23 protein-coding genes and 2 tRNA genes are annotated in these 23730 nt (G+C 48.2%); 9 read left to right on the plus strand and 16 right to left on the minus strand.

The window, feature by feature from the left end; translation table 11 throughout:
* Positions 1-27: 27 nt before the first annotated feature.
* From GT1_RS15235 to GT1_RS15245, 3 genes are all read right to left on the minus strand, one after another.
* On the minus strand, positions 28-1230 hold the full coding sequence (locus tag GT1_RS15235) for a glucose-1-phosphate adenylyltransferase (RefSeq protein WP_188399452.1): 1203 nt from the start codon (positions 1228-1230) through the stop codon (positions 28-30).
* A gap of 30 nt (positions 1231-1260) precedes the next feature.
* Complete coding sequence (gene glgB / locus GT1_RS15240) at positions 1261-3207, minus strand: 1,4-alpha-glucan branching protein GlgB (RefSeq protein WP_188399453.1); 1947 nt, start codon at positions 3205-3207, stop codon at positions 1261-1263.
* A 121-nt stretch (positions 3208-3328) separates the two neighbouring features.
* Positions 3329-4486 carry a glucose-1-phosphate adenylyltransferase gene (locus GT1_RS15245; RefSeq protein WP_188399454.1) on the minus strand — a complete coding sequence of 386 codons (1158 nt, stop codon included), beginning with the start codon at positions 4484-4486 and terminating at the stop codon, positions 3329-3331.
* A 181-nt stretch (positions 4487-4667) separates the two neighbouring features.
* Here GT1_RS15245 and GT1_RS15250 point away from each other — a divergent pair, with 181 nt between their 5' ends.
* Complete coding sequence (locus GT1_RS15250; protein ID WP_075752204.1) at positions 4668-5057, plus strand: hypothetical protein; 390 nt, start codon at positions 4668-4670, stop codon at positions 5055-5057.
* Here the strand turns inward: GT1_RS15250 and GT1_RS15255 are convergent.
* Positions 5014-5805, minus strand: a complete 792-nt coding sequence (locus GT1_RS15255; RefSeq protein ID WP_223226290.1) for a polysaccharide deacetylase family protein — start codon at positions 5803-5805, stop codon at positions 5014-5016. The two genes, GT1_RS15250 and GT1_RS15255, sit on opposite strands and share 44 nt — an antisense overlap.
* Positions 5806-5898: 93 nt before the next feature.
* Here GT1_RS15255 and GT1_RS15260 point away from each other — a divergent pair, with 93 nt between their 5' ends.
* Positions 5899-7056 (plus strand): D-alanyl-D-alanine carboxypeptidase family protein, encoded by a 1158-nt coding sequence (locus tag GT1_RS15260; RefSeq protein WP_075752200.1) that lies wholly within the window; start codon positions 5899-5901, stop codon positions 7054-7056.
* A 26-nt stretch (positions 7057-7082) separates the two neighbouring features.
* Here the strand turns inward: GT1_RS15260 and GT1_RS15265 are convergent, their stop codons facing one another.
* From GT1_RS15265 to hypA, 6 genes are all read right to left on the minus strand, one after another.
* A complete protein-coding gene (locus tag GT1_RS15265) occupies positions 7083-7862 on the minus strand; it encodes a protein-glutamate O-methyltransferase CheR (protein ID WP_188399455.1) in 780 nt (259 codons plus the stop codon).
* 238 nt (positions 7863-8100) lie between these two features.
* A complete protein-coding gene (alr, locus tag GT1_RS15270) occupies positions 8101-9213 on the minus strand; it encodes an alanine racemase (protein ID WP_188399456.1) in 1113 nt (370 codons plus the stop codon).
* Between the two features lie 18 nt (positions 9214-9231).
* Positions 9232-10599, minus strand: coding sequence for an amino acid permease (locus GT1_RS15275; RefSeq protein ID WP_188399457.1), 1368 nt, complete (start codon positions 10597-10599; stop codon positions 9232-9234).
* A 109-nt stretch (positions 10600-10708) separates the two neighbouring features.
* Positions 10709-10888 (minus strand): aspartyl-phosphate phosphatase Spo0E family protein, encoded by a 180-nt coding sequence (locus GT1_RS15280; RefSeq protein WP_075752192.1) that lies wholly within the window; start codon positions 10886-10888, stop codon positions 10709-10711.
* 14 nt (positions 10889-10902) lie between these two features.
* Complete coding sequence (gene hypB, locus GT1_RS15285; protein WP_188399458.1) at positions 10903-11568, minus strand: hydrogenase nickel incorporation protein HypB; 666 nt, start codon at positions 11566-11568, stop codon at positions 10903-10905.
* Between the two features lie 3 nt (positions 11569-11571).
* On the minus strand, positions 11572-11913 hold the full coding sequence (gene hypA, locus GT1_RS15290) for a hydrogenase maturation nickel metallochaperone HypA (protein ID WP_075752188.1): 342 nt from the start codon (positions 11911-11913) through the stop codon (positions 11572-11574).
* 228 nt (positions 11914-12141) lie between these two features.
* Here hypA and GT1_RS15295 point away from each other — a divergent pair, with 228 nt between their 5' ends.
* Positions 12142-12426 carry an alpha/beta-type small acid-soluble spore protein gene (locus GT1_RS15295; protein ID WP_075752186.1) on the plus strand — a complete coding sequence of 95 codons (285 nt, stop codon included), beginning with the start codon at positions 12142-12144 and terminating at the stop codon, positions 12424-12426.
* Positions 12427-12514: 88 nt separating this feature from the next.
* Here GT1_RS15295 and GT1_RS15300 read toward each other — a convergent pair whose 3' ends face one another.
* Together GT1_RS15300 and GT1_RS15305 are read right to left on the minus strand one after the other, a co-directional pair.
* The gene (locus GT1_RS15300; RefSeq protein WP_188399459.1) at positions 12515-14491 is read right to left on the minus strand and encodes a penicillin-binding protein; all 1977 of its coding nucleotides are present in this window, start codon (positions 14489-14491) and stop codon (positions 12515-12517) included.
* Between the two features lie 250 nt (positions 14492-14741).
* Positions 14742-15404, minus strand: coding sequence for a TerC family protein (locus tag GT1_RS15305; protein ID WP_075755875.1), 663 nt, complete (start codon positions 15402-15404; stop codon positions 14742-14744).
* A 184-nt stretch (positions 15405-15588) separates the two neighbouring features.
* On the opposite strand from GT1_RS15305, the gene GT1_RS15310 reads away from it, so the two are divergent.
* The gene (locus tag GT1_RS15310; protein WP_143558941.1) at positions 15589-15789 is read left to right on the plus strand and encodes a hypothetical protein; all 201 of its coding nucleotides are present in this window, start codon (positions 15589-15591) and stop codon (positions 15787-15789) included.
* Between the two features lie 176 nt (positions 15790-15965).
* Here GT1_RS15310 and GT1_RS15315 read toward each other — a convergent pair whose 3' ends face one another.
* Both GT1_RS15315 and GT1_RS15320 read right to left on the minus strand, forming a co-directional pair.
* Complete coding sequence (locus GT1_RS15315) at positions 15966-16907, minus strand: dipeptidase (RefSeq protein ID WP_109298173.1); 942 nt, start codon at positions 16905-16907, stop codon at positions 15966-15968.
* A 122-nt stretch (positions 16908-17029) separates the two neighbouring features.
* Positions 17030-17386, minus strand: a complete 357-nt coding sequence (locus tag GT1_RS15320) for a hypothetical protein (protein ID WP_075752180.1) — start codon at positions 17384-17386, stop codon at positions 17030-17032.
* Between the two features lie 236 nt (positions 17387-17622).
* On the opposite strand from GT1_RS15320, the gene glgC reads away from it, so the two are divergent.
* The gene (gene glgC / locus GT1_RS15325) at positions 17623-18855 is read left to right on the plus strand and encodes a glucose-1-phosphate adenylyltransferase (RefSeq protein ID WP_075752178.1); all 1233 of its coding nucleotides are present in this window, start codon (positions 17623-17625) and stop codon (positions 18853-18855) included.
* A gap of 201 nt (positions 18856-19056) precedes the next feature.
* A complete protein-coding gene (locus tag GT1_RS15330) occupies positions 19057-19395 on the plus strand; it encodes a hypothetical protein (protein WP_075752176.1) in 339 nt (112 codons plus the stop codon).
* A gap of 248 nt (positions 19396-19643) precedes the next feature.
* Here GT1_RS15330 and GT1_RS15335 read toward each other — a convergent pair.
* Both GT1_RS15335 and GT1_RS15340 read right to left on the minus strand, forming a co-directional pair.
* Positions 19644-19734 (minus strand) — tRNA-Ser (locus GT1_RS15335).
* Positions 19735-19877: 143 nt separating this feature from the next.
* A tRNA-Ser gene (locus tag GT1_RS15340) sits at positions 19878-19966 on the minus strand.
* 527 nt (positions 19967-20493) lie between these two features.
* Between GT1_RS15340 and GT1_RS15345 the strand changes: the two genes are divergently transcribed.
* The 3 genes from GT1_RS15345 (at position 20494) to GT1_RS15355 (ending at position 23631) form a co-directional block, all read left to right on the plus strand.
* Complete coding sequence (locus tag GT1_RS15345) at positions 20494-21438, plus strand: magnesium transporter CorA family protein (RefSeq protein WP_075752174.1); 945 nt, start codon at positions 20494-20496, stop codon at positions 21436-21438.
* Positions 21439-21616: 178 nt separating this feature from the next.
* Positions 21617-22501 (plus strand): LPP20 family lipoprotein, encoded by an 885-nt coding sequence (locus tag GT1_RS15350; protein WP_188399460.1) that lies wholly within the window; start codon positions 21617-21619, stop codon positions 22499-22501.
* 284 nt (positions 22502-22785) lie between these two features.
* Positions 22786-23631: a DUF2935 domain-containing protein gene (locus tag GT1_RS15355; RefSeq protein ID WP_188399461.1), complete on the plus strand. Its 846-nt coding sequence runs from the start codon at positions 22786-22788 to the stop codon at positions 23629-23631.
* Positions 23632-23730: the final 99 nt, after the last annotated feature.

Raw genomic sequence — 23730 nt, forward strand, 5'->3', positions numbered from 1 at the left:
ATAACCATGCTGCTTTGCGCCGGAAGCTTACGAACGGGCAAGCAGGGCATTGCGCTTAATCTTAGTCTCGCTGGTAATTGTCAGGTTATCGCCAATTAAGGTTATCCCGGAAAACCAGCGGGTTGCCTCCTGTTCAGTTATTTCATCTGTGCCAATCTGAGCGCCGGCTTCAATGACTGATTTGCGGCCGATAATGGCTTTATTAATAACGGCATTGGCACCAATAGTCGTGTAAGGCATAATAATAGAATCCTTTACCCTGGCACCTGCCCCCACATACACGCCGGGAAACAATACGGAATTTTCCACCTGGCCGTGTATTTGGCAGCCTTCCGTGATCATCGAACAAATAATCTGCGCCGTATCTGCCACAAAATGCGGCGGCTGCGCAGGGCTGACAGAATAAATCCGCCAGCTGGGATCATACAAATTGAGCGTCGGTTCATCACTGAGCAAATCCATGTTGGCTTCCCAAAAACTTTCGACTGTGCCAACATCCTTCCAGTAGCCGCTGAAGCGGTAAGCATACAGGCGCTCACCACCGGCCAGCATCTTGGGAATGACATTTTTACCAAAGTCATGGCTGGAGCTGGTATCGGCAGCATCGGCCGCCAGATAGGCTCTGAGTGCCGGCCAGCTAAATACGTATATTCCCATGGAAGCCAGGTTGTTTTTGGGATTCTTGGGTTTTTCCTCAAATTCCACAATACAATCCTCGGCTGCCATATTCATAATGCCAAACCGGCCGGCTTCCTCCCACGGCACCTCAATAACAGCAATGGTAACATCAGCCTGCTTGGTTTTATGATAATCAAGCATCAGCGAATAATCCATTTTATAAATGTGATCGCCTGACAGGATCAGCACATATTCCGGGTTAAACATTTCGATAAAATTAAAGTTCTGATAAATGGCATCTGCCGTGCCTTTGTACCATTCGCCGCTTTTTTCCCGGACATATGGCGGCAGTACATACACTCCGCCGTTGCGGCGGTCGAGGTCCCAGGCACTGCCAATACCAATATAGGAATGAAGGGCTAATGGCTGGTACTGGGTCAGCACGCCGACAGTATCAATGCCGGAGTTATAACAATTGCTCAGCGGGAAATCAATGATGCGATACTTGCCGCCAAACGGTACAGCCGGCTTGGCCAGCTTTTTGGTCAGCGCCCCCAGTCTGCTTCCCTGACCGCCGGCTAAAATCATGGCAACACATTCCTTGCTTCGCATAGTGCTCCACTCTCCCCTATGTAGTCCTTTTTAATCTGCAACAACACCGGTATCTTCAAGGTCTCCCCCAGTTGCTTCCGGACAACTGGCGCCAACCGGTTTTAAATATACAGCCGCCAAGGGTGGCAGCGTAATAAGAAGAGAGTTAGGCTGACCATGCCAGGTAACGGTCTCCGGAATAAGTTCTCCCGGATTTTCCTGACCTGACCCGCCATATACCGGCCTGTCGCTGTTAAATACTTCGACATAATGCCGGGCAGCCGGTACACCCAGCCGGAACTCCTGCCGGACAACCGGCGTAAAATTCAGCACAGCAATAATAAACTCACCGGCTTCTTTCCCTTGCCGTTTAAACACCAGGACACTCTGCTCGCTGTTGTGACAATCAATCCAGGAAAAGCCCTGCCAATCCTGCTCGTTTTGCCACAAAGCCGGATGTTCCAGATAAAAGTGATTCAGCGCTTTAACATAGTCCAGCAGTTTACTGTGCATTTCGTAGTCAAGCAAATGCCAGTCCAGGCTGTCCTGGTAATTCCATTCAATGAATTGACCAAACTCCCCGCCCATAAACAGCAGCTTTTTGCCGGGATGGGCCATCATATAGGCGTAAAAGGCCCGGAGATTGGCAAACTTCTGCCAGTAATCACCCGGCATTTTATCCAGCAGCGATTTCTTGCCATGTACTACCTCATCATGGGATAAAGGCAGGACAAAGTTTTCGGAAAAAGCATACATGAAAGAAAAAGTCACCAAATTATGATGATGCTGACGATGAAGCGGATCCAGCGCCATATAGCGCAGCATATCGTTCATCCAGCCCATATTCCATTTAAAATTAAACCCTAAACCACCCAAATAAGTCGGTTGAGTAACCAGCGGCCAGGCTGTCGAGTCCTCAGCAATCACCAGCGCCGCCGGATAATTGGCAAAAACAGCTTCATTAAGCTGCTGCAAAAAGCTGACGGCTTCCAAATTTTCCGTCCCGCCCTGGCAGTTAGGTTCCCAATCGCCCTGATCACGGCCATAATTGAGGTACAGCATGTTGGCCACCGCGTCAATCCGCAGGCCGTCAATATGGTAGACCTCCAGCCAAAATAGCGCATTTGAAATTAAAAAGCTCACCACTTCCGGCCGGCTAAGGTCAAAATTGGCCGTACCCCAGCCGCGATTCTCGCGCCGCCAGTCACTGTATTCGTAGAGGGTTGTACCGTCAAAGCAGGCCAGTCCATGAGCATCTTTGCAAAAATGTCCGGGAACCCAGTCCAGAATGACCCCGATTCCCTGCTGATGGCAGCAATCAACAAAATACATAAAGTCTTCAGGCTCGCCGTAACGGCTGGTAACAGCATAATAACCGGTGGCCTGATAGCCCCACGAACCGTCAAACGGATGCTCGGCAACAGGCAGCAACTCAATATGGGTATAGCCCATACTGGCGGCATACTGCGGCAGTTCCAGCGCCAGCTCCCGGTAGGACAGCTTTTGGCGGTCACTGCCCCGCTTCCATGAACCCAAATCCACTTCATAGATATTCATTGGCTGGTTATAAGGACTCTTTTTGGCTTTGGCCTCACGCCAAGCGTCATCCTGCCAGCAATAGCCTTCCAGGCTGACCAGTTTTGAGGCTGTATTCGGCCTGACTTCGGCAGCAAAAGCATATGGGTCGGCCTTATGCAGCACTTCCCCGCTACCGGTAACAATCTCGTATTTATACAAATCCCCCGCTGCAGCCCCGGAAACAAACAACGCCCACACACCGCAGTCACGTGCCTTTACCATGGCATGACCGCTGCCGTCCCAGTTGTTAAAACTGCCGATAACCCTGACTGCTCTGGCACGAGGCGCCCATACGGCAAACCAGGCGCCAGCCACCCCGCCGGCTGTGGCTAGATGCGCTCCCAGCATAGTATAACTGCGGGTATTGCGGCCCTCATGGAATAAATACTTATCATAATCGGTAAGCCACGCCATAGTCATCACTACCCACCCCCTGCTGTTGTTAGTAGTCTGTTCTAAATCTACTATATTACTTCTACCTGGGCAGAGAAAATACCTGTTATGTCATGCTAATTTTTCCATAATTTTCATTATTACTAAATCAGCCTGCCCGCTCAATTTTCGCCAAAATTTCCGCTGTTATGAACTGGCGGTTGCCCATAACCGGAATGACGCTGTTCCCGGCATGCGCTGCCATTCCCGGACTCACTACGGCATTGGCCGTAATGATAGCGCCAGCCAGCGTGGTGTCGCGTTCGATCCGGGCATACTGCATAATAATACTGTCCTTAATTTTAGCCCCCGGGCCAATATATACACCGGGAAAAACAATAGAATTCTCCACCTCTCCCAAAACAGTGACTCCCCCGGCAATTGCCGAATTGCTCACTTTAGCTCCCGGCCCGTGATACTGGGGCGGCAAACTTACCTGCGGCGAATATACAGGCCAGTCCGGATCATCCAGCACCAGTTTCGGGGCCAGCCCCAATATATCCATATTGGTCTGCCAATAACTGCTGATTGTGTCCACATCCTGCCAATATCCGGCAAACTTATAGGCATATATGCGCTTGCCGGCAGCCAACAAAGCAGGGATTATGTCTTTGCCAAAATCATGGGTGGATGTAAAACTGGCAGCATCTCTTTCCAAATACTGTTTTAACACTTTCCAGGAAAAAATATACACTCCCATGGAAACCTGATTACCCCTGGTCTGGCGGAGTTTCTCACCCAAACCTGTTATTTGTCCGTCAACACCTATATCTATGAGGCCAAACCGGCCGGTTTCCTCCCGGGGCACCTCAAGCACCCCCAGAGTCACATCAGCCTGACAGGCTTTGTGCAGGCTGAGCATGTCGGCATAATTCATCTTATAAATATGGTCGCCTGACAGCACCACCACATACTCGGGCCCAAAATGTTCGATAAATTCAACATTCTGATAGACGGCATCTGCCGTTCCTTTATACCATTCACCACCCTGCTCCCGGAAAAAAGGCGGCAGAATATGCACCCCGCCGTCTCTTCTATCAAGATCCCAGGCACTGCCATTGCCGACATAACTATGTAACAGCAGCGGCTGATACTGGGTCAGTATCCCCACAGTATCCAGGCCGGAATTCCGGCAATTGCTTAAAGTAAAATCAATAATGCGATACTGACCGCCAAACGGCACGGCAGGTTTGGCTACTTCTTGCGTTAAAGCTCCCAGACAACTGCCTTGTGCCAGTATCATGGCAATCCATTCCTTATTTTCCAAAAAATCTCCCCTCCCTGAAAGTTAGCCATCCGACAGACATGATTACCATATGCAGGGGCAGGGAAATATAGAACCAGCATTTATCCGACTAGAATTCAGACAGAATTAAAATCCCACCTGAATCAAGTCTCCATTTATATCCGGCGATTTTTTCGGACACAATAAGGGCGGAGGGATGTAAATGAATGAAATTGTATGTATGGGCTGTCATAATTATTTGCCGGACAATTTGACCGCCTGCCCGGGCTGCGGGGGTGAGCTTATTTTCACGGGTGACAACAAAAATGTAATCGACCACCTGCAGCCCAACTGTCTAATCCACCGCTACGAAGGTTCCGACCTGTTAGAGCCGGCCGTTATCCTCAAAGAGACCAAAGCCAACTGCAAGGTGGCGACCAAACTCAAAGAATATGCAAAGCCGTTGACCATATCCAAAAATAAGGTGTATTCGTTTGACCAAAAAACCCTGGGCGCTATTCAAGCCCTGCGAAACGAACGTACCGCGACCATGCACCGGTATGATCAACTCATTCATACCCACTGGCAGAACTTGAAACAATACGAGCCGTAGTACCTAATGTTAAGTACCGCAAGGTACTGGCCGGTCTGGCTGCCTCATAATATTGCAGCAGCTCGCTCACCGTCACAAATTGATAATCCTGGCTGCGCAGGTTATCAATAACTATGCCTATGGCCTGCGGCGTAGGCAGCGGATATTGTCCGTCATGCATAAGGATGATACTGCCTGGCCGGACATTGTCCATAATAGTTTTAACCACTTGTTCAACAGGTAATTGGCGCCAGTCGCCACTATCAACAGACCACAATACTGTCGTGTAACCCCGCTCACGGGCCATTGCCACAATGCGGTCATTGTACCCGCCGCCTGGCGGGCGAAAGAGTGTCGGCTTAGGTGCGCCAATACCGGTAAGGATGGCCTCAGACTGTTCAAGCTCTGCCGCCGCCGCCGTTAGCGACATCCGGTTGAGAAATTGATGGCTGTAAGCATGGGAAGCAATTTCGTGCCCGTCAGCCAGGGTCTGGGCTGTAATGCCAGGATGAACCTGGGCATTGGCTCCCAAAACAAAAAAAGTGGCCTTTACTTGTTTGTCCCGCAGAACTTTCAGCACTTCCGGCGTGGCCTGAGGATGCGGACCATCATCAATAGTAAGTGCCACTACTTTGTGGGTAGTGGACACTTTACGGATAACCTGATATTTGTCATCAACTGCCAGCATGGTTTCATATATCAGGCCGCATACTAAGCCGACAGCCAACACGGCTATACTGAAAAAACTCCGTTTGCGCAAATTACGCAATACAATCCCCCCTATGCAGTACTCCTTTTTGGATACTACGCCGACCGGGGGCCAGATATGACAATAAGATAGCTAACACTAAGGGGGTATCCCATGACCCGCATTGTCTTACGTTGTACCGCCTTACTTACGTTTTTCCTATGGCTGGCTGCCGGCACTGCCGGAGCTGCGCCGCCAACCCTGTCGGCTCAGGCGGCTGTTCTAATGGATGCCAAGACAGGGCAAGTGCTTTATGACCGAAACATGAATAAAAAGCTGGCTCCGGCCAGCACCACCAAAATCATGACAGCCATTATCGCCATTGAGAGCGGCCGTTTGGACGAAACAACCCGGGTAAGTATCCATGCCGCCTCCACCCCCGGTTCTTCGCTCAATCTCTATCCCGGACAAAGCATCACACTCCGTGAACTGCTTACCGGGCTATTGCTCCGGTCCGGCAACGACGCGGCGGTAGCTATTGCCGAACACCTGGCAGGCTCGGTGGATGCCTTTGTGGCAATCATGAACCAGAAAGCCGGCAGCATCGGTGCACTGCACACACATTTCCGCAATCCGCACGGTCTTAGCGCCCCTAACCATGCATCCACAGCTTTTGATTTGGCCTGGATTACCCGCTATGCGTTGAATAACCCCACATTTGCCGAAATTGTCGGCACCAAGGAAACAAATATTGAATGGCTTGACCGCAAAGGCAAAAGCCATGACCGCAATCTCCGCAATACCAACAAACTGCTCTGGATGCTGGAAGATGCTGACGGCGTAAAAACCGGTACCACCAACGCGGCCGGTCCCTGCCTGGTTTCAAGCGCTACCCGCAACAACCAAAAGCTCATTGCCGTTGTCCTGCATGATCACTCGCGCTGGTTTGATTCGATGATGCTGCTAAAGCACGGTTTTGATACCTACGACCTGTATGAATATGCCGAGCAGGGGGCGGTATTTGCCTCACTGCCGGTAGACAACGGCATAACAGGCATGGTAGATGCCCTGGTAGCCGCCCCTGCCGCCCTGGTAGTCAATGCTGCCGATTATTCCGCAGTGACGGTCGAAGTGGATTTGCCGGAAAAAATAAAAGCCCCGGTATACCAGGGCCAAAAAATCGGCGAAATCATTTTCTATGTGCAGGATAAAGCCGTAAAAACAGTTGATCTTGTTGCCGGCAACGCGGTGGAAGAACGCACCGTAAGCAAGGTCCTGCTCAGACACTGGCTGGATACCGTGCGCCGCCTGTCCAACTGGGGATTATTATAGCGGCCGCCCCTGCCGGGCGATTACAACTAAAAAGGCTTGCGGTAGAAGAACGGCAAATAGTGGCTGAACCCGATATCGCGGAAATTGAGTATCGCCTCCGTACCGCCGACAAACAGTACCCCGCCCGGTTTCAAAGCGGCGAAAAAACGGCGGTACAGACTGTCTTTGGCTGCCTCAGTAAAGTAAATAACAACATTGCGGCACAAAATCAGGTCAAAGCCGGTTTCAAACTTATCAACCAGCAAATTATGACGCCCAAACTCCACCTTTGCCCGAATATCGTCATTGATTGTGGCCTTGCCGTCTGCCTGCTTAAAATATTTAGCAAGTCTGGCAGACGGTATATTTTTGAGTTCATTGGCTGTATAGGTTCCCTGTTTAGCCTTGGCCAGCATCTCGATATCGAGATCTGTGGCCAAAATACGGTGTTTCACCTGTGGTGTCAGTTCATTAAGCATAATAGCTAACGAATAAGGCTCGGCGCCAATGGAACAGCCGGCACTCCAAATATTGAGCTTAGTACTCTGTTTCAGGAGGTCTGGAATAACTCTTTTCTCCAGTTCGTCAAATTTCTCCGGCGTCCGGAAAAATTCAGTCACATTAATGGTAAGAAAATCGACGAAATCCTTATACAGCTTTTGGTCGGTCTCCAGCTTACCAAAAAAATCGACATAACTGCCGGCTCCGTGGCGGCTCATCATATTGCCAATACGGCGCTGCATTTGCGCCGGCTTGTAATCATTAAGGTTAATACCTGACTTTGTATGAACCTTCTGCTTAAACAACTCCCAATCCTTGTCACTCATGGCAAAGAAACCCCCTGTTTTATTTTAAGCATACTTTTGATACTAATGGTTGAAAATTCGACACAATACCGGTATTTTCCTACTTACATTCCCTTTATGGATAGTAATTTTCCACCAGTCAACCCTGAAAATGAAGTAAGTCCTGGTACAGGAAACGCTATACCAGGACTTACTTCATTTTCGTTGCATCAGACTAAGACTGCTTCCGTACATTGCCGCAGCAGCAAAATCCAGCCTGCTACCTGTTGATATATATGCGGGGAACCCGCTCCCCGACCATACAGACAAGCTCGTAAGTAATTGTCCCTAACACCTCTGCCACCTTATCGGTTGTCAGTTCAGGCACCCCAAATAAAATGGAGGTATCGCCGTTCTTGACCTCAGCAATACCGGTAACATCGGCCATGCACTGATCCATGCAGATCCTGCCGACCAAGGGGGCATAACCGCCGTTGATCAAGACCTCCGTCCTGCCGGATAGTTCTCTGCGCCAACCGTCGGCATACCCGATAGGCAAGGTGGCAATTTTGCGTTCTGTCTCAGCAATGTATGTCCGTCCATAACTGATGCCGGCTCCAGCCGCCACCGTTTTTATATGGGCTACCTGGGCTTTGAGGCACATAGCCGGCTTCAGTCTGATATTTTTATTTACTTCAGGAGATGGCCATAGTCCATAAAGAATAATTCCAGGCCTGACCATATCCAGATGTGTTTGGGGCAATTCCAGGGTGGCGGCACTATTGGCCATATGCCGCAGGGGAACATGGATGCCTTTAGCTTTTATCCGCTGCAGTGCTTCTTCAAATCTGGCATATTGAAATTCGGCATAGCTCTTGTCCGCTTCATCAGCGGTAGCAAAATGCGAAAAAACTCCCTCAATTTCTACACCAGCCATGTTGGCTACCGCGGCGGCAAACTCACCTGCCTCTTCCGGCAAAATGCCAATTCGCCCCATGCCTGTATCAATTTTGATATGCAATTTCACCTGTTTGCCGGTTTGCGCTCCGGCAGCCGCCAACGCGCGAACCATATCCAGGGAATATACCGTCTGCGCTATATCATACTTTGCCACCACCAGGGCCTGCTCCGGCGGAGTATAGCCCAATACCTGAACAGGCACCACAATACCGGCTCGCCGCAGCTCAATCGCCTCACTGACAATCGCCACCGCCAGCCGGTCGGCACCGGCTGTCAGCAAAGCCTGCGAAACGGCTACTGCACCGTGACCGTAAGCGTCGGCCTTGACCACAGCGCAAAACTTGACGCCAGGCCTTAGCCCTTTTTTTATTTCTCTAACATTGTGTTTAATGGCAGATAAGTCAATCTCTGCCCAAACCGGACGTTCAAACATGAGTAAGACCCCTATCATTTACTTTATATTGCGAGACCGCCGCCAATAGAGAAAGACCAATCCCAGCAGCCATAACGGGCCAACCAGGAGAGCCATTGAAGTATCGGCATCCTGGCCCATAATGACAATCACCAGTGCCAGCATCGCCAAACAAAAGATACCGGAAAAAGGATACCACGGCATCGGGAACCCTAGCCTGACTGTTTGTGCCGGTGATAAACTCCGCCTAAACTTTATCTGGACGATAATGATAATAGCCCAAACCCATAAGCAGGCGAAGGTGCCGACACTGGTTACATAGGTGAATACTTTAGCCGGAATGAAATAATTGAGAACAACGCCCACCAGCAGGCAGGCCGACGAAAGCAGCACCCCGTACACAGGAACGTGGCTGCTGTTTAATCTTCCCAGAAAGGCCGGGGCCTCTTTCTGCATAGCCAGAGTATACAGCATCCGGCCGGTGCTGAAAACACCACTGTTACAGGAAGAAAGCGCCGCCGATAATACGACAAGGTTCATTATCGCAGCAGCGTTGCCAATCCCCAGCTTTTCAAACACCGATACAAACGGACTGCCAACACTGCCAATCTCTGTCCAGGGGTAGATAGACATAATCACATAGAGCGAGCCAACATAGAACAATACAATACGCCAAAACACCTTGTCAATAGCGGCGGGCAGCGTCTTGCTGGGGTCCTTGGCCTCACCGGCCGTGATACCGATGACTTCAATCCCCACATAAGAAAATAGTACCATAGACAGAGCCATGAGTACACCGCTGGCGCCTTGCGGAAAAAAACCGCCATGCTGCCAGAGATGCGATATCCCAATCGGGACTCCGCCATTGCCGATGCCAAAGATAATCATGCCTAAGCCGCCAATAATTAACAGCACAATGGCAACCACCTTAATTAAGGCAAACCAAAACTCAACTTCGCCATATACCTCTACGGCAATGAGATTAACGGCCGTCATAATAAGCACTGCCACTAAGGCCGGTATCCACTGCGGCAGTTCCGGCATCCAGAAATTCACATACATACCCACTGCCGTAATCTCGGCCATACCGGTAACAATCCACATAAACCAATACATCCAGCCGGTTACATAACCGGCCAGCGGCCCGATGAAGATATGAGCATAGGCACTGAACGAACCTGCTACCGGATAGGCAACCGCCACCTCTCCCAATGCCCGCAGCAGGCAAAAAACCACAATCCCGCCGAGCAGATACGAAACCAATAGCGACGGCCCGGCCGCCTGGATGGCGGTGGCTGAGCCTAAAAACAAGCCAACCCCGATGGAACCACCCAGCGCAATAAGCTGAATATGCCGCTCCTTAAGACCGCGCCTCAGTTCACGCGGCTCCTCCCGTTTATGCACCATGGACTCCCTCCGCCACTAGCAATATACTAACAGTAATCATCACCTATTAGTAATTTATAGCTATAGCGTCGGGATTAGACCTCAGATTTTCGTTACTGCCGACAAAAGGCTACTTAGCTCGCTGCTGCAAGGCGCAGCTCAACTCGTATTCGACAATAAGCCGGTCAAGATAAGCACTAAGTTCTCCTACTTCCCGGTCTGCGAAATTACCACATTTTTGTTCTACTAAATGATGCAGCCGGACACGAACCTCTTCAATCTCCCGCTGCTTTTCCGCCAGGTTTTCCACAATACTCCTCCTACTCATAAATCCCCTCTGCGGACTAACCGTACCCGGTCTTTCAGCCATTCTGTCCAAAGCACCAGGCCCTCCCCGGTTTTGCAGGAGGCCTTGATTAAAGCAGCGGCTGCATTTAAGCCGTTAATATCACTGACCGCACAGTCTATGGCAAAATCAGTGTAGGGCAGCAAATCAATCTTATTAATGATGATGGCCTCAGACTGGCGGAAAACAAGCGGATATTTCAGCGGCTTATCTTCTCCTTCAGTAACGCTGAGTACTACCACCTTAGCATGCTCCCCCACGGCAAATTCAGCCGGGCAAACCAAGTTACCGACATTCTCCACAATTAAGATATCCACTTCCGACAAATCCAATTGTTCAACGGCTTTCTTAACCATACCGGCATCCAGGTGACAACCGCCCCGGGTATTGATTTGAATAACCGGCGCTCCATACGCGGCAATTCGGTCAGCATCTTTGGAGGTATACAAGTCACCTTCGATAACGGCAATTTTATATTCATTGCGGAGCAAGCGTACTGTTTGCTCCACAAGTGAGGTTTTCCCACAGCCGGGAGAACCTAACAAATTAACGACGAAGATTCCCTGCCGGGTCAACAGGGTATTTAGCTCTGCTGCAACTTCATCATTCTTTCCCAGAATATCGCTCATAACAGTAATTTCCAAGGGCTATTCTACCTCCACACTCTCCACTTTTAATTCACGGCCTGACACGATCTCAACAGCGTAAGAATTGCAGCTTCCACATACAAACCGGTACTTGTCCACACGGCTTTCATGTCCACAGTCCCGGCAGCGTCCTGTCAGCGGAACCATGCAAATGGATAACTGAGCGCCGTCGGCCACCGTACCTGCAGCCAGCGCGCTAAACCCAAATTCCAACGCTTCAGGTACAATACCGGTAAGCTCACCGGCCAGCACCTTTACGCCTGTCACTTTGGCAGCACCATGGCTGACTGCCGTTTTTACCGCAATATCCAAAATACCTTCCGCAATTGCCATCTCATGCATGTGTTGTCTCCACCTAACTCAGCCCCTGCATATATTAACAACAGTATTCTCCATACCTTTGTAAATTCCTTCCATGCAAAATCCGACATTTTACTTTAGCCGGCACAAGCCCAGCGCCAGCAGGCGTCAATTGGTTTTTTTTTACTTAATTGACATAATATTTATAGGATAATGAGCATTGTTCGCGCAGATACTAGGACTAGAAAAATTTCAGGAGGTGCTTTATTAATGGCTAGAAGCAGAAAACCTGTTAACCCTGGTGCCGAAAATGCTCTTGATAGGATGAAAATGGAAGTGGCTAACGAACTGGGTATCACCGAACGCGTACGCAGCCAAGGATGGTCTACTATGACTTCCGCTGACTGCGGCCGGGTTGGCGGCCACATGGTTCGCCGCATGATCGAGCAATATGAATCCACTATGGGTGGACAAACAGCAACTGCCTCGACCACCGGTTCAACTACTGCTACCAGCGGCACTATGACTTCCCAATTTGATATTAACAGCAAGTAATACCTCACGAAAAGGCGGCCCAAAAGCCGCCTTTTCACTTTTTTCAGTTTGTGTTAGGTTATCCACCCGGCAGCAATGTATTCCTCTTCTATCGGGGTTCAAAATAGACGATAATCTCAGTTCCTGGCTTAACAGGTGTATTGGCAGTCACACTTTGTTTTATTGCCACGCCGGTACCGACAGGCACAAAAGTAAGCTCCAGACTGTGCAGCAGGTCAGCGGCCTCACGGATAGTTTTGCCGGCAAGCGCAGGCATCAGCACCTGCCCCGGCGGCACTACCGGCGGTGGTCCGGGATCAGGAACCGGCGCGGCATAAGGCTGAACGGCAGCCGGTTTTACCGGCGGCAGCACCTGATTGGTATCATTGGGACGTACATTCAAATAACGCATAACCTGGGTCATAATATCATTAAATACCGGCGCTGCAATTTGTCCGCCATAATAAATGCCTGCCGGATCATCAAGCACAATCAGCGCTGCCACCTGAGGGTCCTCCACCGGTCCAAACCCGGCGAAAGAGGCAATATAACGTCCTTCCAGATAGCCTTGCCCGCCTGGTTTTAATTTTTCCGCCGTACCGGTTTTTCCGGCAAAACGATACCCCTGCACCGCAGCCCGCTTAGCGCCGCCCTCGCTCACCACTTTCTCTAACATCATCGTCAGGGTACGGGCGGTTTCCGAACTGACAGCCTGTCTGACCACAACGGGGTCAAAGGACTCTGCCAGGGTGCCGTCTTCATGACGGTATTCTTTTATAATCCGGGGTTGCAGCAGTACCCCGTCATTAGCAATGGCGGCGATGGCGGCAGTAAGCTGCAGCGGGGTAACAGCAATACTCTGTCCAATAGACATGGTGGCGATATCGCTGTCACGCATCTCCTTCGGGTCAAACAAGATGCCTGCCTCTTCACCGGGTAATTCAATGCCGGTAGTGTTGCCAAAGCCAAACGCCCGCACATAGTTTGTCAATTTAGCCGCCCCAACCCGCATACCGACTTCGACAAAACCGGTATTGATCGAGTCTTTAATAATATCCATAAATGTAATTTCACCGTAACTGTCGCCGCTCCAGTTTTTGATCCGCCGCCCCGATATTTCTACATAGCCTTTATCAATAAATTTTTCATCAGGGCGCACCTTGCCTTCTTCCAGCGCCGCGGCTGCAATAACGGCTTTAAAGGTTGAACCAGGCTCATACACAACAGACACTGCCCGGTTTTTCCATTCTTCCGGGCTATATTGTCCAAATTGATTCGGATTATAGTTGGGCCGGTTGGCCATAGCCAGAATTTCTCCGGTTTTCGGGTTCATAATGATGACGGTCGCTGCTTTTGCTTCCGTCTGTTCCATAGCCTTGTCCAAAGCCCGTTCCACTATATACTGAATGGTGCTGTCAATAGTCAGATAGACCGATTGGCCCTGTTTCTTGGGAATAAATGAAAATATTGAAGAAAAGATGGGCGTCCCATAACTGTCAGTATCAATAGCCTGCTTAAGCTCCCGCCCTTTAATTCTCTTATCCAGCGCCATCTCCAGGCCTTCAAGTCCCACGTCATCGGTGCCGACAAACCCCAAAACCTGTGCCGCTAAGCCATCGTTTGGATAATAACGTTTACTTTCCTCAATAAACCCAAGACCGGTAAGCTGATGTTCCTTGATAAGCGCAATGACGGCAGCAGCCTGTTCCGGCTCAAGTGTGCGTCTAAGCCAGACAAAGCTGGCACCGGCTATGAGGCGATTCTTAATATTATCTGCCTTCATGCCAATAATGGGCGCCAGCAGCTCGGCCAGCATATCCGCGTCTTTTATCTCCCGCGGATTGGCATACAGCGACTTGCTCATACTGCTTACAGCCAATTCCCGCCCGGTACGGTCATAAATAGTACCACGCGGTGACTGGATAATTCTGTTTTCTCTCAGCTGGTCCTGCACCCTGGCACTAAGCCGCTCCCCTTCCCCCAACTGAATCCAGGCAATCCGGGCTGTCAAACCGGTAAGCGCCAGTATTGTCAGCATCAAGAACCAGGCCAGTCTTTTCTGAATAGCTCCCGGCATTACTTTCATCCTATGTCAATCCTTCCTGAAATCCCAAGTTAATAAAAAAATATGGCTAATGAACTGCTTACAACCGCCAACATTACTGAGTCACGATACATAAGCGGAGATTAAGCGCCAGCGGCGCAGCGCTGTATGACGGCGAAATATTATTATTTATTCTCCATACAGGGGGAATTACCTGCAAAAAAAACACCGCCTGAAAGCGGTGTTGGATTATCTTACATAATTAGTATTCCTGATGACTTACCGGGCTATCTTAGTCGACGGCTTTCTCTTTTTGGTTTTTCTTCTTCCAAAGACCCAAAGCCACAACCCCAATAGTGATAACTGCCGGCACCAGCCAGCCGGGAATCATACCGTGAATGATCGGACCAACCTTATCATCGGCCAGCATCATTTCACCGGCTGTCCAGGCAATAAGAGCAGCACCTGCATAAACGACAATAGGGTATTTATCCATAATTTTAATAATAATCTGACTGCCAAAAATAATCAGCGGGATGCTGAGAGCAAGACCTACTCCGAGCAGCAGGTAATCTCCTTTAGCAATCGCGGCAATGGCCAGAGTATTATCAAGGCTCATAACCAAATCCGCAATAATAATGGTCTTGATCGCGGCCCAGAAGGAAGTCCCTGCTTCCACATTCTCCTCACCGCTGTCTTCCACAAGTAATTTGGCTGCAATCCACACAAGAAGTAAACCGCCGACGAATTGGACATAAGGAATTTGTAAAAGTATAACTGCAACAAGTGTCAAAACAATCCGCAGACCTATCGCCCCGGCGCTACCCCACAGGATGGCCTGTTTTTGCTGCTTTGCAGGCAAATTTCGACTGGCCATGGCAATAACCACCGCATTGTCGCCGCTAAGCACAATGTTAACCATCATGATTCCAGCTAGCGCTACTAAAAACTCCATTTCTCTGCACTCCTTTTCCTCAGGTGATTGTTCTAAACGCCAATCCGTTTTATAATGAACCGGCATTTTCTCCTGATAGCTGATTTTAATACCAGATATCAAGGGCATTAACATTTTCATTATACTTATCCACGACAAAATATACAAGTTATCCGACACAATATTACAATAATTGCTTTTTGCCATGCTTAGGTATCATCAGGCAGCACTATTTTCGGAAAACGCACTGCTGTTAACAAGTGGCCAAACCCCAACCACCGGTAAGCCTGTCCACCTGCTAATATATGTAATAATGCGAAATCACCCGGTAATCGTAGCCGTTAAGGCAAAACTCCGGCTGCAGGCGGCATTAGTTCAGGCAGAGCAGACTCGCCACCGGAACTGACAATGCTGCCGTTCTGCTGAAACGAGTTCACTTCTGCCTGTTATTAACACTAGCTACTAATACTATCCCGCTTTTGCAGGCAGGAGTTATATCCCTACAGGCACAGGCGTGCGACTAAGTCCCTGGATAATCCCGGCTAAGCTTCAGATAGAACCCCTTCTGAAGCAAGTCTCCATTTATCCCAAAGTCTCTTTTATAATCCGCAGCGCATTACCCCAACAGATTTTTTCAACCTCATCCTGCTTAAAACCGCTTTTTGTCAGAGCATTTACCAGTTTATTCACTTCCCCGGCATGAGCAATCTCCAGCTCCGGGCTAATGCCGTCAAAGTCCGAACCTATCGCGATAACCTCAATGCCGCCCACTTTACGTATATGCTCAATATGCAACACCATGTCATCAACCCGGCTGACAGGAGCTTCACCCAAAAAGGCTTTTTCAAAATTCAAGCCCATAATCCCACCCTTATCGGCCAGGAGTTTGATCATATCATCGGTTAAGTTACGGGGATGCGCTGCCAGGGTACGGGCATTAGAATGAGAAGCAACAAAGGGTTTGGCCGATAAGGCGGCCACCTCGTAAAAACCCTTGTCAGACAAATGGGAGACATCCACAAGCATACCCAGCCGGTTCATTTCAGCGACAACGTCTTGCCCAAACGGCGTAAGCCCTTGTTCACGGCACTCCGGCAGGGAATTAGGATAACCGATTTCATTGGGATAATTCCAGGTCAGCGTAATCAGCCGCACACCCAAACGGTAAAACTTCTCAATATTGCCCAGTTCCCCCTTGAGAGCACCGCCTTCCTCGATAGTAAGAAAAGCAGAAATCTTGCCCTCAGAACGGTTTTGCAGCAACTCGGCATAATTCCCAGCCAGCGCAATATCCTGTTGGTTCTGTGCCAGCTCGTAATGAAACCGGTCTGCCATGGCAAGAGCCCGTGCCAGTGGATCACTGGTCTTTGCTTTATTTACAAATAGCGCAAAAAATTGGGCCTGCGCCCGACTTTCCCTGAGTTTTTCAATATCCACACTAAACGGATTACTATAGAGACCAAAATGGTCGCCTGCTTCCATCAGCCGCAAAATAGTATCACAGTGCAAATCAATACAATTCACCCGGCGCCCTCCTCTATTCCCGGCACACTGCCTGACGTATAGCATTAATGCGTTATTGATATGTATTCATCAACACTCAATTCCATGCTTTGCTGTGTCAAAGCCGCCTGCTATCCCCGGCCCTAATAATTGCATTCCCCGCGTGCTTGCTGTACCTGAGCCTCGGCAGCCAATTGCAGATTGAAGCTGTCGAACTCGGCACCGGTCATTATTCCGGCCTCTTCCAGCACCAGCTTAAGTTCTTCCGGGCTGAGAGAGCGCCAAGCCTGATATTGCTGACTATCAATTAAAAAATTGCCGACAAGATAGGCTAACATCTGTCCTGCCAGTACGCTGTCCGTATCACTCACCCCCAAACCGGCGGCAGTATCGGCCTCTGGGATAACCGGACAGCCTGGAACCGTCCGGCGCGGTCGCAGCAGCACAGCGGCGGCGATAGCAATGATTATGACCATGATTGTACCAATCAAATACAACATCCTTGTTCCTCCCTGCTAGGTCTACGGTGCACCTAATTCGGCACAAGTGCCTGTAAACCCTTGTGTTCTTACTGCGCTGAACATTACTCATTCTGTAATTAAGAGCAGCAGAAATAATTTTTAATATTCTGTCTCACAGTTTTTTTATCCATACAGGAAAAATCGAAAGATTATGGAAATATATATATATAGTAAATAATTAATATTCTGATTGTATACAGGAAGGGGGAAAAGAGATGTATCCGATGGGAAATGTTACAAGAAACACAATTGCTATGGTTTTAGCGGGAGGTAAAGGAGAACGTCTAAGCCCTGTTACATTAAACAGACCCAAACCCTGCGTTTCTTTTGGCGGAAAATACAAAATCATCGATTTTGTATTAAGCAACCTGTTTAACTCAGGTATTAAGAAAGCCTATATTCTGACACAATATCGAGCCCATGCATTGAATAAGCACATTAAGAATTCGTGGGCCAAATGGGCCGGCCTGGAAGAGTTTTATGACACACTATCGCCTGAGACCAGCAGTGCAGGCGAAGAGTGGTTTAAAGGTACTGCCGACGCCATCTATCAGTTTATGAGATTTATTGAATCCAGCAATGCTGAGTATGTGGCAATATTTGGCGGCGATCATATTTATAAAATGGACATCAGTCAAATGATAGCCTACCATATCGTAAACAAAGCAGATATCACCCTGGCAGCGCTTGAAGTTCCTGCTGAGGAAGCTAAACGGTTCGGGATCTTTTCCGTAGACGAGGATTTTAGAGTGACGGCGTTCACGGAAAAGCCGGATAATCCCGCCACAATTCCGGAAAGAGACACCTGCTTTGCCTCCATGGGCAATTACATTTTTTCAGTAAAAATTCTGCTTGAGATACTGAAAGAAGGCAAGAAAAAACATGCCGATCTGGATTTCGGCAAGCATGTCATTCCAATGATGCTCGAAAGAGGCGACAGGGTCTTTGCTTATAATTTCATCGACAATTTAGTTCCCGGAATGAGACAGGAGGAAAAGGGATACTGGAAAGATGTCGGGACAATTGACTCCTATTATGAGGCGAATATGGATCTCATCAATGTAGTTCCTCAGTTGAATCTCTATAATTATAAATGGCCGATACTTACGAATCAGAGTAATCTTCCTCCGGCGAAAACGGTTTTTGATGAGGAGGGCCGGTGCGGCCAAAATCTTAACTCCTATGTATGCGGCGGCTGCATAACCAGTGGCAGCACAGTGCGAAGATCCATCATCGGGCCGCGCTGCAAAATTAATAGCTATAGCCTGATAGAGGATTCCATTCTATTCGAAAATGTCGAAATCGGCAGACATGTAAAGATAAAAAAAGCAATTATCGATGAAAATATAAAGATTCCCGATGGAACGGAAATTGGTTATGATCACGAAGCAGATAGACGTAGAGGGTATGTTATCTCAGATTCAGGAATTGTTGTAGTAACAAAATAAGTTCTACTATCCGCAAGCCTGTAAATTATTTCAAATTTACAGGCTTGCGGATTTTTACGGTTACTGTGAACGTACAGCCTGGCATAATTTTGTTCTTCCATTGAAACAGCCTAGAAGCTAATCACAATTCACTTTAACAATAATCTGTGCATAGTATACAGTGAGGAGCGGCCCTCAGAAATTGAGCAAAGGAGCGTAAAAATGAGAGCTAAGGATTGGGTTAAATTTGGTGAAGTTACAATTCTGGTTAACATCCCGGGGCTTCCGTTCACAACCAATACCGGCTTCACGCTACTAACACTGACCGGAACAATACTCACAGAGTTTCCGCGCAAGCATGATTGTGCACCGCCTGTCGTCATACCGGATAAGATTGAAGTCACCGGCAAGGTTACAGAAGAAGAAGAATTTCTTATTGTGCGGGTTTCGGACGCAGTACTCCCCAATGGATTCCCTCTCCCAATAAGTGATCTTACCACCGATGTAGCCATCAATACCAATTATATCATAATGATACTGCCGGTAATTGTTGTTTGCTAACCCCCCGCTTGACCACTTATTATAGTTAGCGTTTTTTTAATAAGCAACGGTTTCCGTTGCTTATACATATATACGGCCATAAGAGCTGCCGACACAACAGGACGGTGAAGCCATTTCAGTAAAGCGACGGTAGTGCCGGCTGACGGGCGTCGGTGCCGGGTCTTGTGTTTGTCACGCAAAACTTATACCTTCTGTTAGACAGACAAAAACGGCTATTAACCAATTGGTTAATAGCCGTCACTTTCATATGGCGGAGTGGGTGGGATTTGAACCCACGCAGGCCTCACGACCTCTAACGATTTAGCAAACCGTCCTCTTCAGCCACTTGAGTACCACTCCGTATCTCGTACTTAACAGTTTGATTATAGCAAAAGCCTAATGCTAAGTCAATTATATAGATGTTCCTCACTACCGCTCGGAACTAAACGATTCGCACAAGTTTTCGCGTCGCTCACGCTCCTAAAAACCCGGCTCTCTGTTTATGGCGGAGGGGGTGGGATTCGAACCCACGGTCCCTTGCGGGATCACTGGTTTTCAAGACCAGCTCCATAAACCACTCGGACACCCCTCCGCGTCCGGCACAGTTAGTATTATAGCAAACGCCGCAAGGGATTGTCAACAAAACCGCTGCCGGTAATTTTTATCCATTGTGCGTGGGCGCATTTTTTAAAAGCAAGTAATAGAATAGTACATATAACTTCCTATTAAGTATCATTCTATAAGGAGTCTGATAAAGTTTTGCCAGGCGGCTGTAAGCGCCGGCGGCAAGCAAACATTGCCGGCAAAAATTACTGCCAACACGCCTGGCAGAAAAATCTTTATGATTCCATACAAAAAGGTTGACTATTAACGTAAACAGAATTATATTCTTTATAGAGCTATTTAAAGATAATCAATAATAATACAAAGGCAGGTGAAGATAAATGGAGGTAGACCGACCTGGAGGGGCAGTTTTGCACAAATTAATAAAAATTAGGGGAATATTCCATTTTTCTCGCCTGACTTATCTGCATATCGGTTTTATTAAGATTCCGGCTGTTTGATATTTCAGGCTTAAAATTGTATTCCCCTCTCACTATCTTGGAAGGGGGAGCAATCATGCTTAAAATATTTCGCAGCAACTGTACACACCTATATGAACTAACTCTCCAAACACTGGAAAAAGGCGCCTGGTTTAATCTTATTAACCCCACTCCCGCGGAACTGGAACAAGTAGCTGCCGCCACCGGCAGCCCGCTTGATTTTCTTAAAGCAGCCTTGGACGAAGAAGAACGTTCCCGTATTGAACTTGACGAAAACCATATGCTGGTCATCACCAATATTCCGATTATGCGTGGTCATGACAGTTATGACGCACTGCCGCTCGGAATTGTCCTGACTACCGAATATATTATTACTATCTGCCTGGAGGCCAATGAAGTATTGGCTGATTTCAACCCTGATAATCCCCGTGCCTTCAGCACCTTCAAAAAGACCCGGTTTCTCTTTCAGCTTTTGTACAAATCAGCGACCTTGTATCTAAAATACCTGAAGCAGATTAACCGCCGTACAGACGAAATAGAACGCTATCTGCGCCGTTCTATGAAAAACGAAGAAATCTTTCAGCTGTTAGAACTGCAAAAAGGTTTAACCTACTTCGCCGCCTCACTCCGTTCCAACGGCATTGTCCTGGAACGGCTGCTCCGGCTCCGCTCTACCAGTCAGCATCTTATTAAAATTTATGAAGAAGACGAAGACCTGCTGGAAGATGTTATCATTGAAAATAAGCAGGCCATTGAAATGGTTGAAATGTATAGCCGTATCTTAAGCGGCATGATGGATACCTTCACTTCAATTATCTCCAATAACCTTAACCGCGTTATGAAATTCCTGGCTTCGATGACCATTATTCTGGCCATTCCGACGATGGTTGCCAGCTTTATGGGAATGAACGTCGATGTTCCGTTGGGTGAAATACCTGGTAGCTTTGTAACCACACTGGTATTTGCTTTTGGCGTTACCGCATTCAGCGCCTTTGGCCTATGGCGCAAAGGCATGTTCTAAAAATAATAACATACTACACAAAAACCCGGGAATACTTTCCGGGTTTTTGCTTGTTTAGCGCCGCACTACCTCTTCGAAGCAGGAAACCAGTGCCATTGAGCGAAATAGTATACAAAAATGGAAACACCGCCCAATGCATGCAATTATTCGCAATATGAATTTCTCAAGGAGGATACACATGTTCAAGAAATCATTGTTCTATTTTACCATCTGCACACTGCTGCTCACCGCATTGCCGCTGACGGCAGGCGCGACTACTGCCAGCACTCAAAACGTATTGCCAGCCTCTGTTGACCAGGTAGGTGCCTATGGCTCTATCAATTGGGAGCAAGGTGTGGTCGAGGCGATTGGTGCCGGAATACCGTCCCGTATGGCTAAATCTCCGGCACAAGCCCGTCTTATGGCCAGACGGGCGGCTATTGTTAATGCGCAGCGCAATCTCCTGGAAACCATCGAAGGTATCAAAGTTACTGCCGAAACCACTGTGCAGAACCTCGAAACTACCAGCGACACAGTTAGGACACGAATAACCGGTATTGTCAAAGGCGCTAAAATCGCCGATGAACAACTGCTGGCCGATGGCTCCTACCAAATAACCCTGCGTATTGATCTGTTTGGCCGAGGCGGCTTGACGGAAATTATTACCGATGCCATCAAACCGGCTGCCCCTGCGTCGCTGCCTATGCCCTCAGCGGCCTACACACCGGTAGTACTCCCGGTATATACCGGCCTGGTAGTTAACGTAACCGGCCTGCCAGTAACCCGGGCTCTGTCACCGGTCATTTACGATGACACCGGCCGCATCATTTACAGCTATGACAATCTCATTCCCGAGTATGCCGTGTCCCATGGTATGCTGGACTATTTGTGCACTCCGGAAGACCGCCGGTCGCTTGAGCTTGGACAGTCCCGCGCCGGCACCACGCCGCTTGTCGTTAAAGCCGCAGGCCTTCGCGACAATAATATCAATATCATCATCAGCCAAGCCGCTGCCGACAAAATCCTGGCTGCAAACGCCCAGGACAACTTCCTGCCAAAAGCCATGGTCTGTGTAAAGCAGTAAGGCCTGGGCTGATGCAGTGACCAAGTAAAATTAAATCAAAGTATCGCGTTTTTAATTAATGCGCCGCAGAAAAGACAAAGCAAAAATCAGGCTGCCAATTATGCAGCCTGATTCTTATTTTACTGCACCAAGGACACGGAACATGTCCCTGTAAGATATATAGTACAGAAGTATTATCCATTTAGGAGCAAAAACTCCGAACAATCAGTTTTGTGTAACTAGTGACTATTTAACCCGACTTAACATATTATGTAATATACTTATTATTTTTGGGAGGAATTACAATGGACATCTTCTGTCAGGACGTAAAACCATTTGCTCCCCTCAATATATGTGAAGTTAGGTTTTGGCTCCGCATAATGAAGGAACATTCTCTGTTCATTAAACTTGGCCTGCCCTGCGACCAAACAGATTTAATCGGCGAAGCACAGGAATTCTATGATATCTTTGAAAAACTTGAAAATATGGCAGAACGAATTAATTGTGACAGTAACTTTGAACGGTTTATTAATCGGGTTATAGTTGCCGTAAAAAACATCTTTTGTTTCAAAAGACATCTGCTGCATCTGCTGATAGAATGCAAAATCCGCGGCGGTGGCAACTATCCCTTACTCATTGACCATGTATCACGCGAAGCTATGTATTTTCTAAAGATACTGGAGAAAATCCACTGTGATGAAATGAAATATCCTGTCGATGCTATCGTCAGCGAAAACGTCTTCTGGTTAAGGATTATGGCTGACCATCTCAAATTCATCCGCGGCTTGCTTGATCCATCGGAACGTGAGGTTTGGGGTACATCAAACATGCTTAGTGACAAATTTGACCAGCTCCAGTTGCACGCCCGGGATTTTGACAGCATGTTGTGGCATTTTTGTCCCAACAATGATTTTGTGCGTTTTGAAAAAGCAGTAACCGATTCCACTACAGAATTGAGAAACTTCAAAGCAACCGCTGAGGAATTAATCCAGCAATGTGCGGTTTTATCACTAATCCCACCCTTGCTGGCAGACCATGTCCGCCGTGAAGCTGAGCACTTCCTTGAAATTCTTGCAATGATTCAAAGTGATATAACTGATTGCCGGCCTCCTGAAATAGTTGGCTGTGATTACGAGTATCGCAAAAAGTAACAGGAGTGGGACAAGGGGACAGCAGACTGTGTGAAATATCCTCTCACGCCCTCTAATAAAGTAGCTTAAAATACAAAATGCTAGGCAAATCGTTAACTT

It is taken from the genome of Sporomusa sp. GT1 (genome assembly GCF_014634905.1).
Taxonomy (GTDB): domain Bacteria; phylum Bacillota; class Negativicutes; order Sporomusales; family Sporomusaceae; genus Sporomusa; species Sporomusa sphaeroides.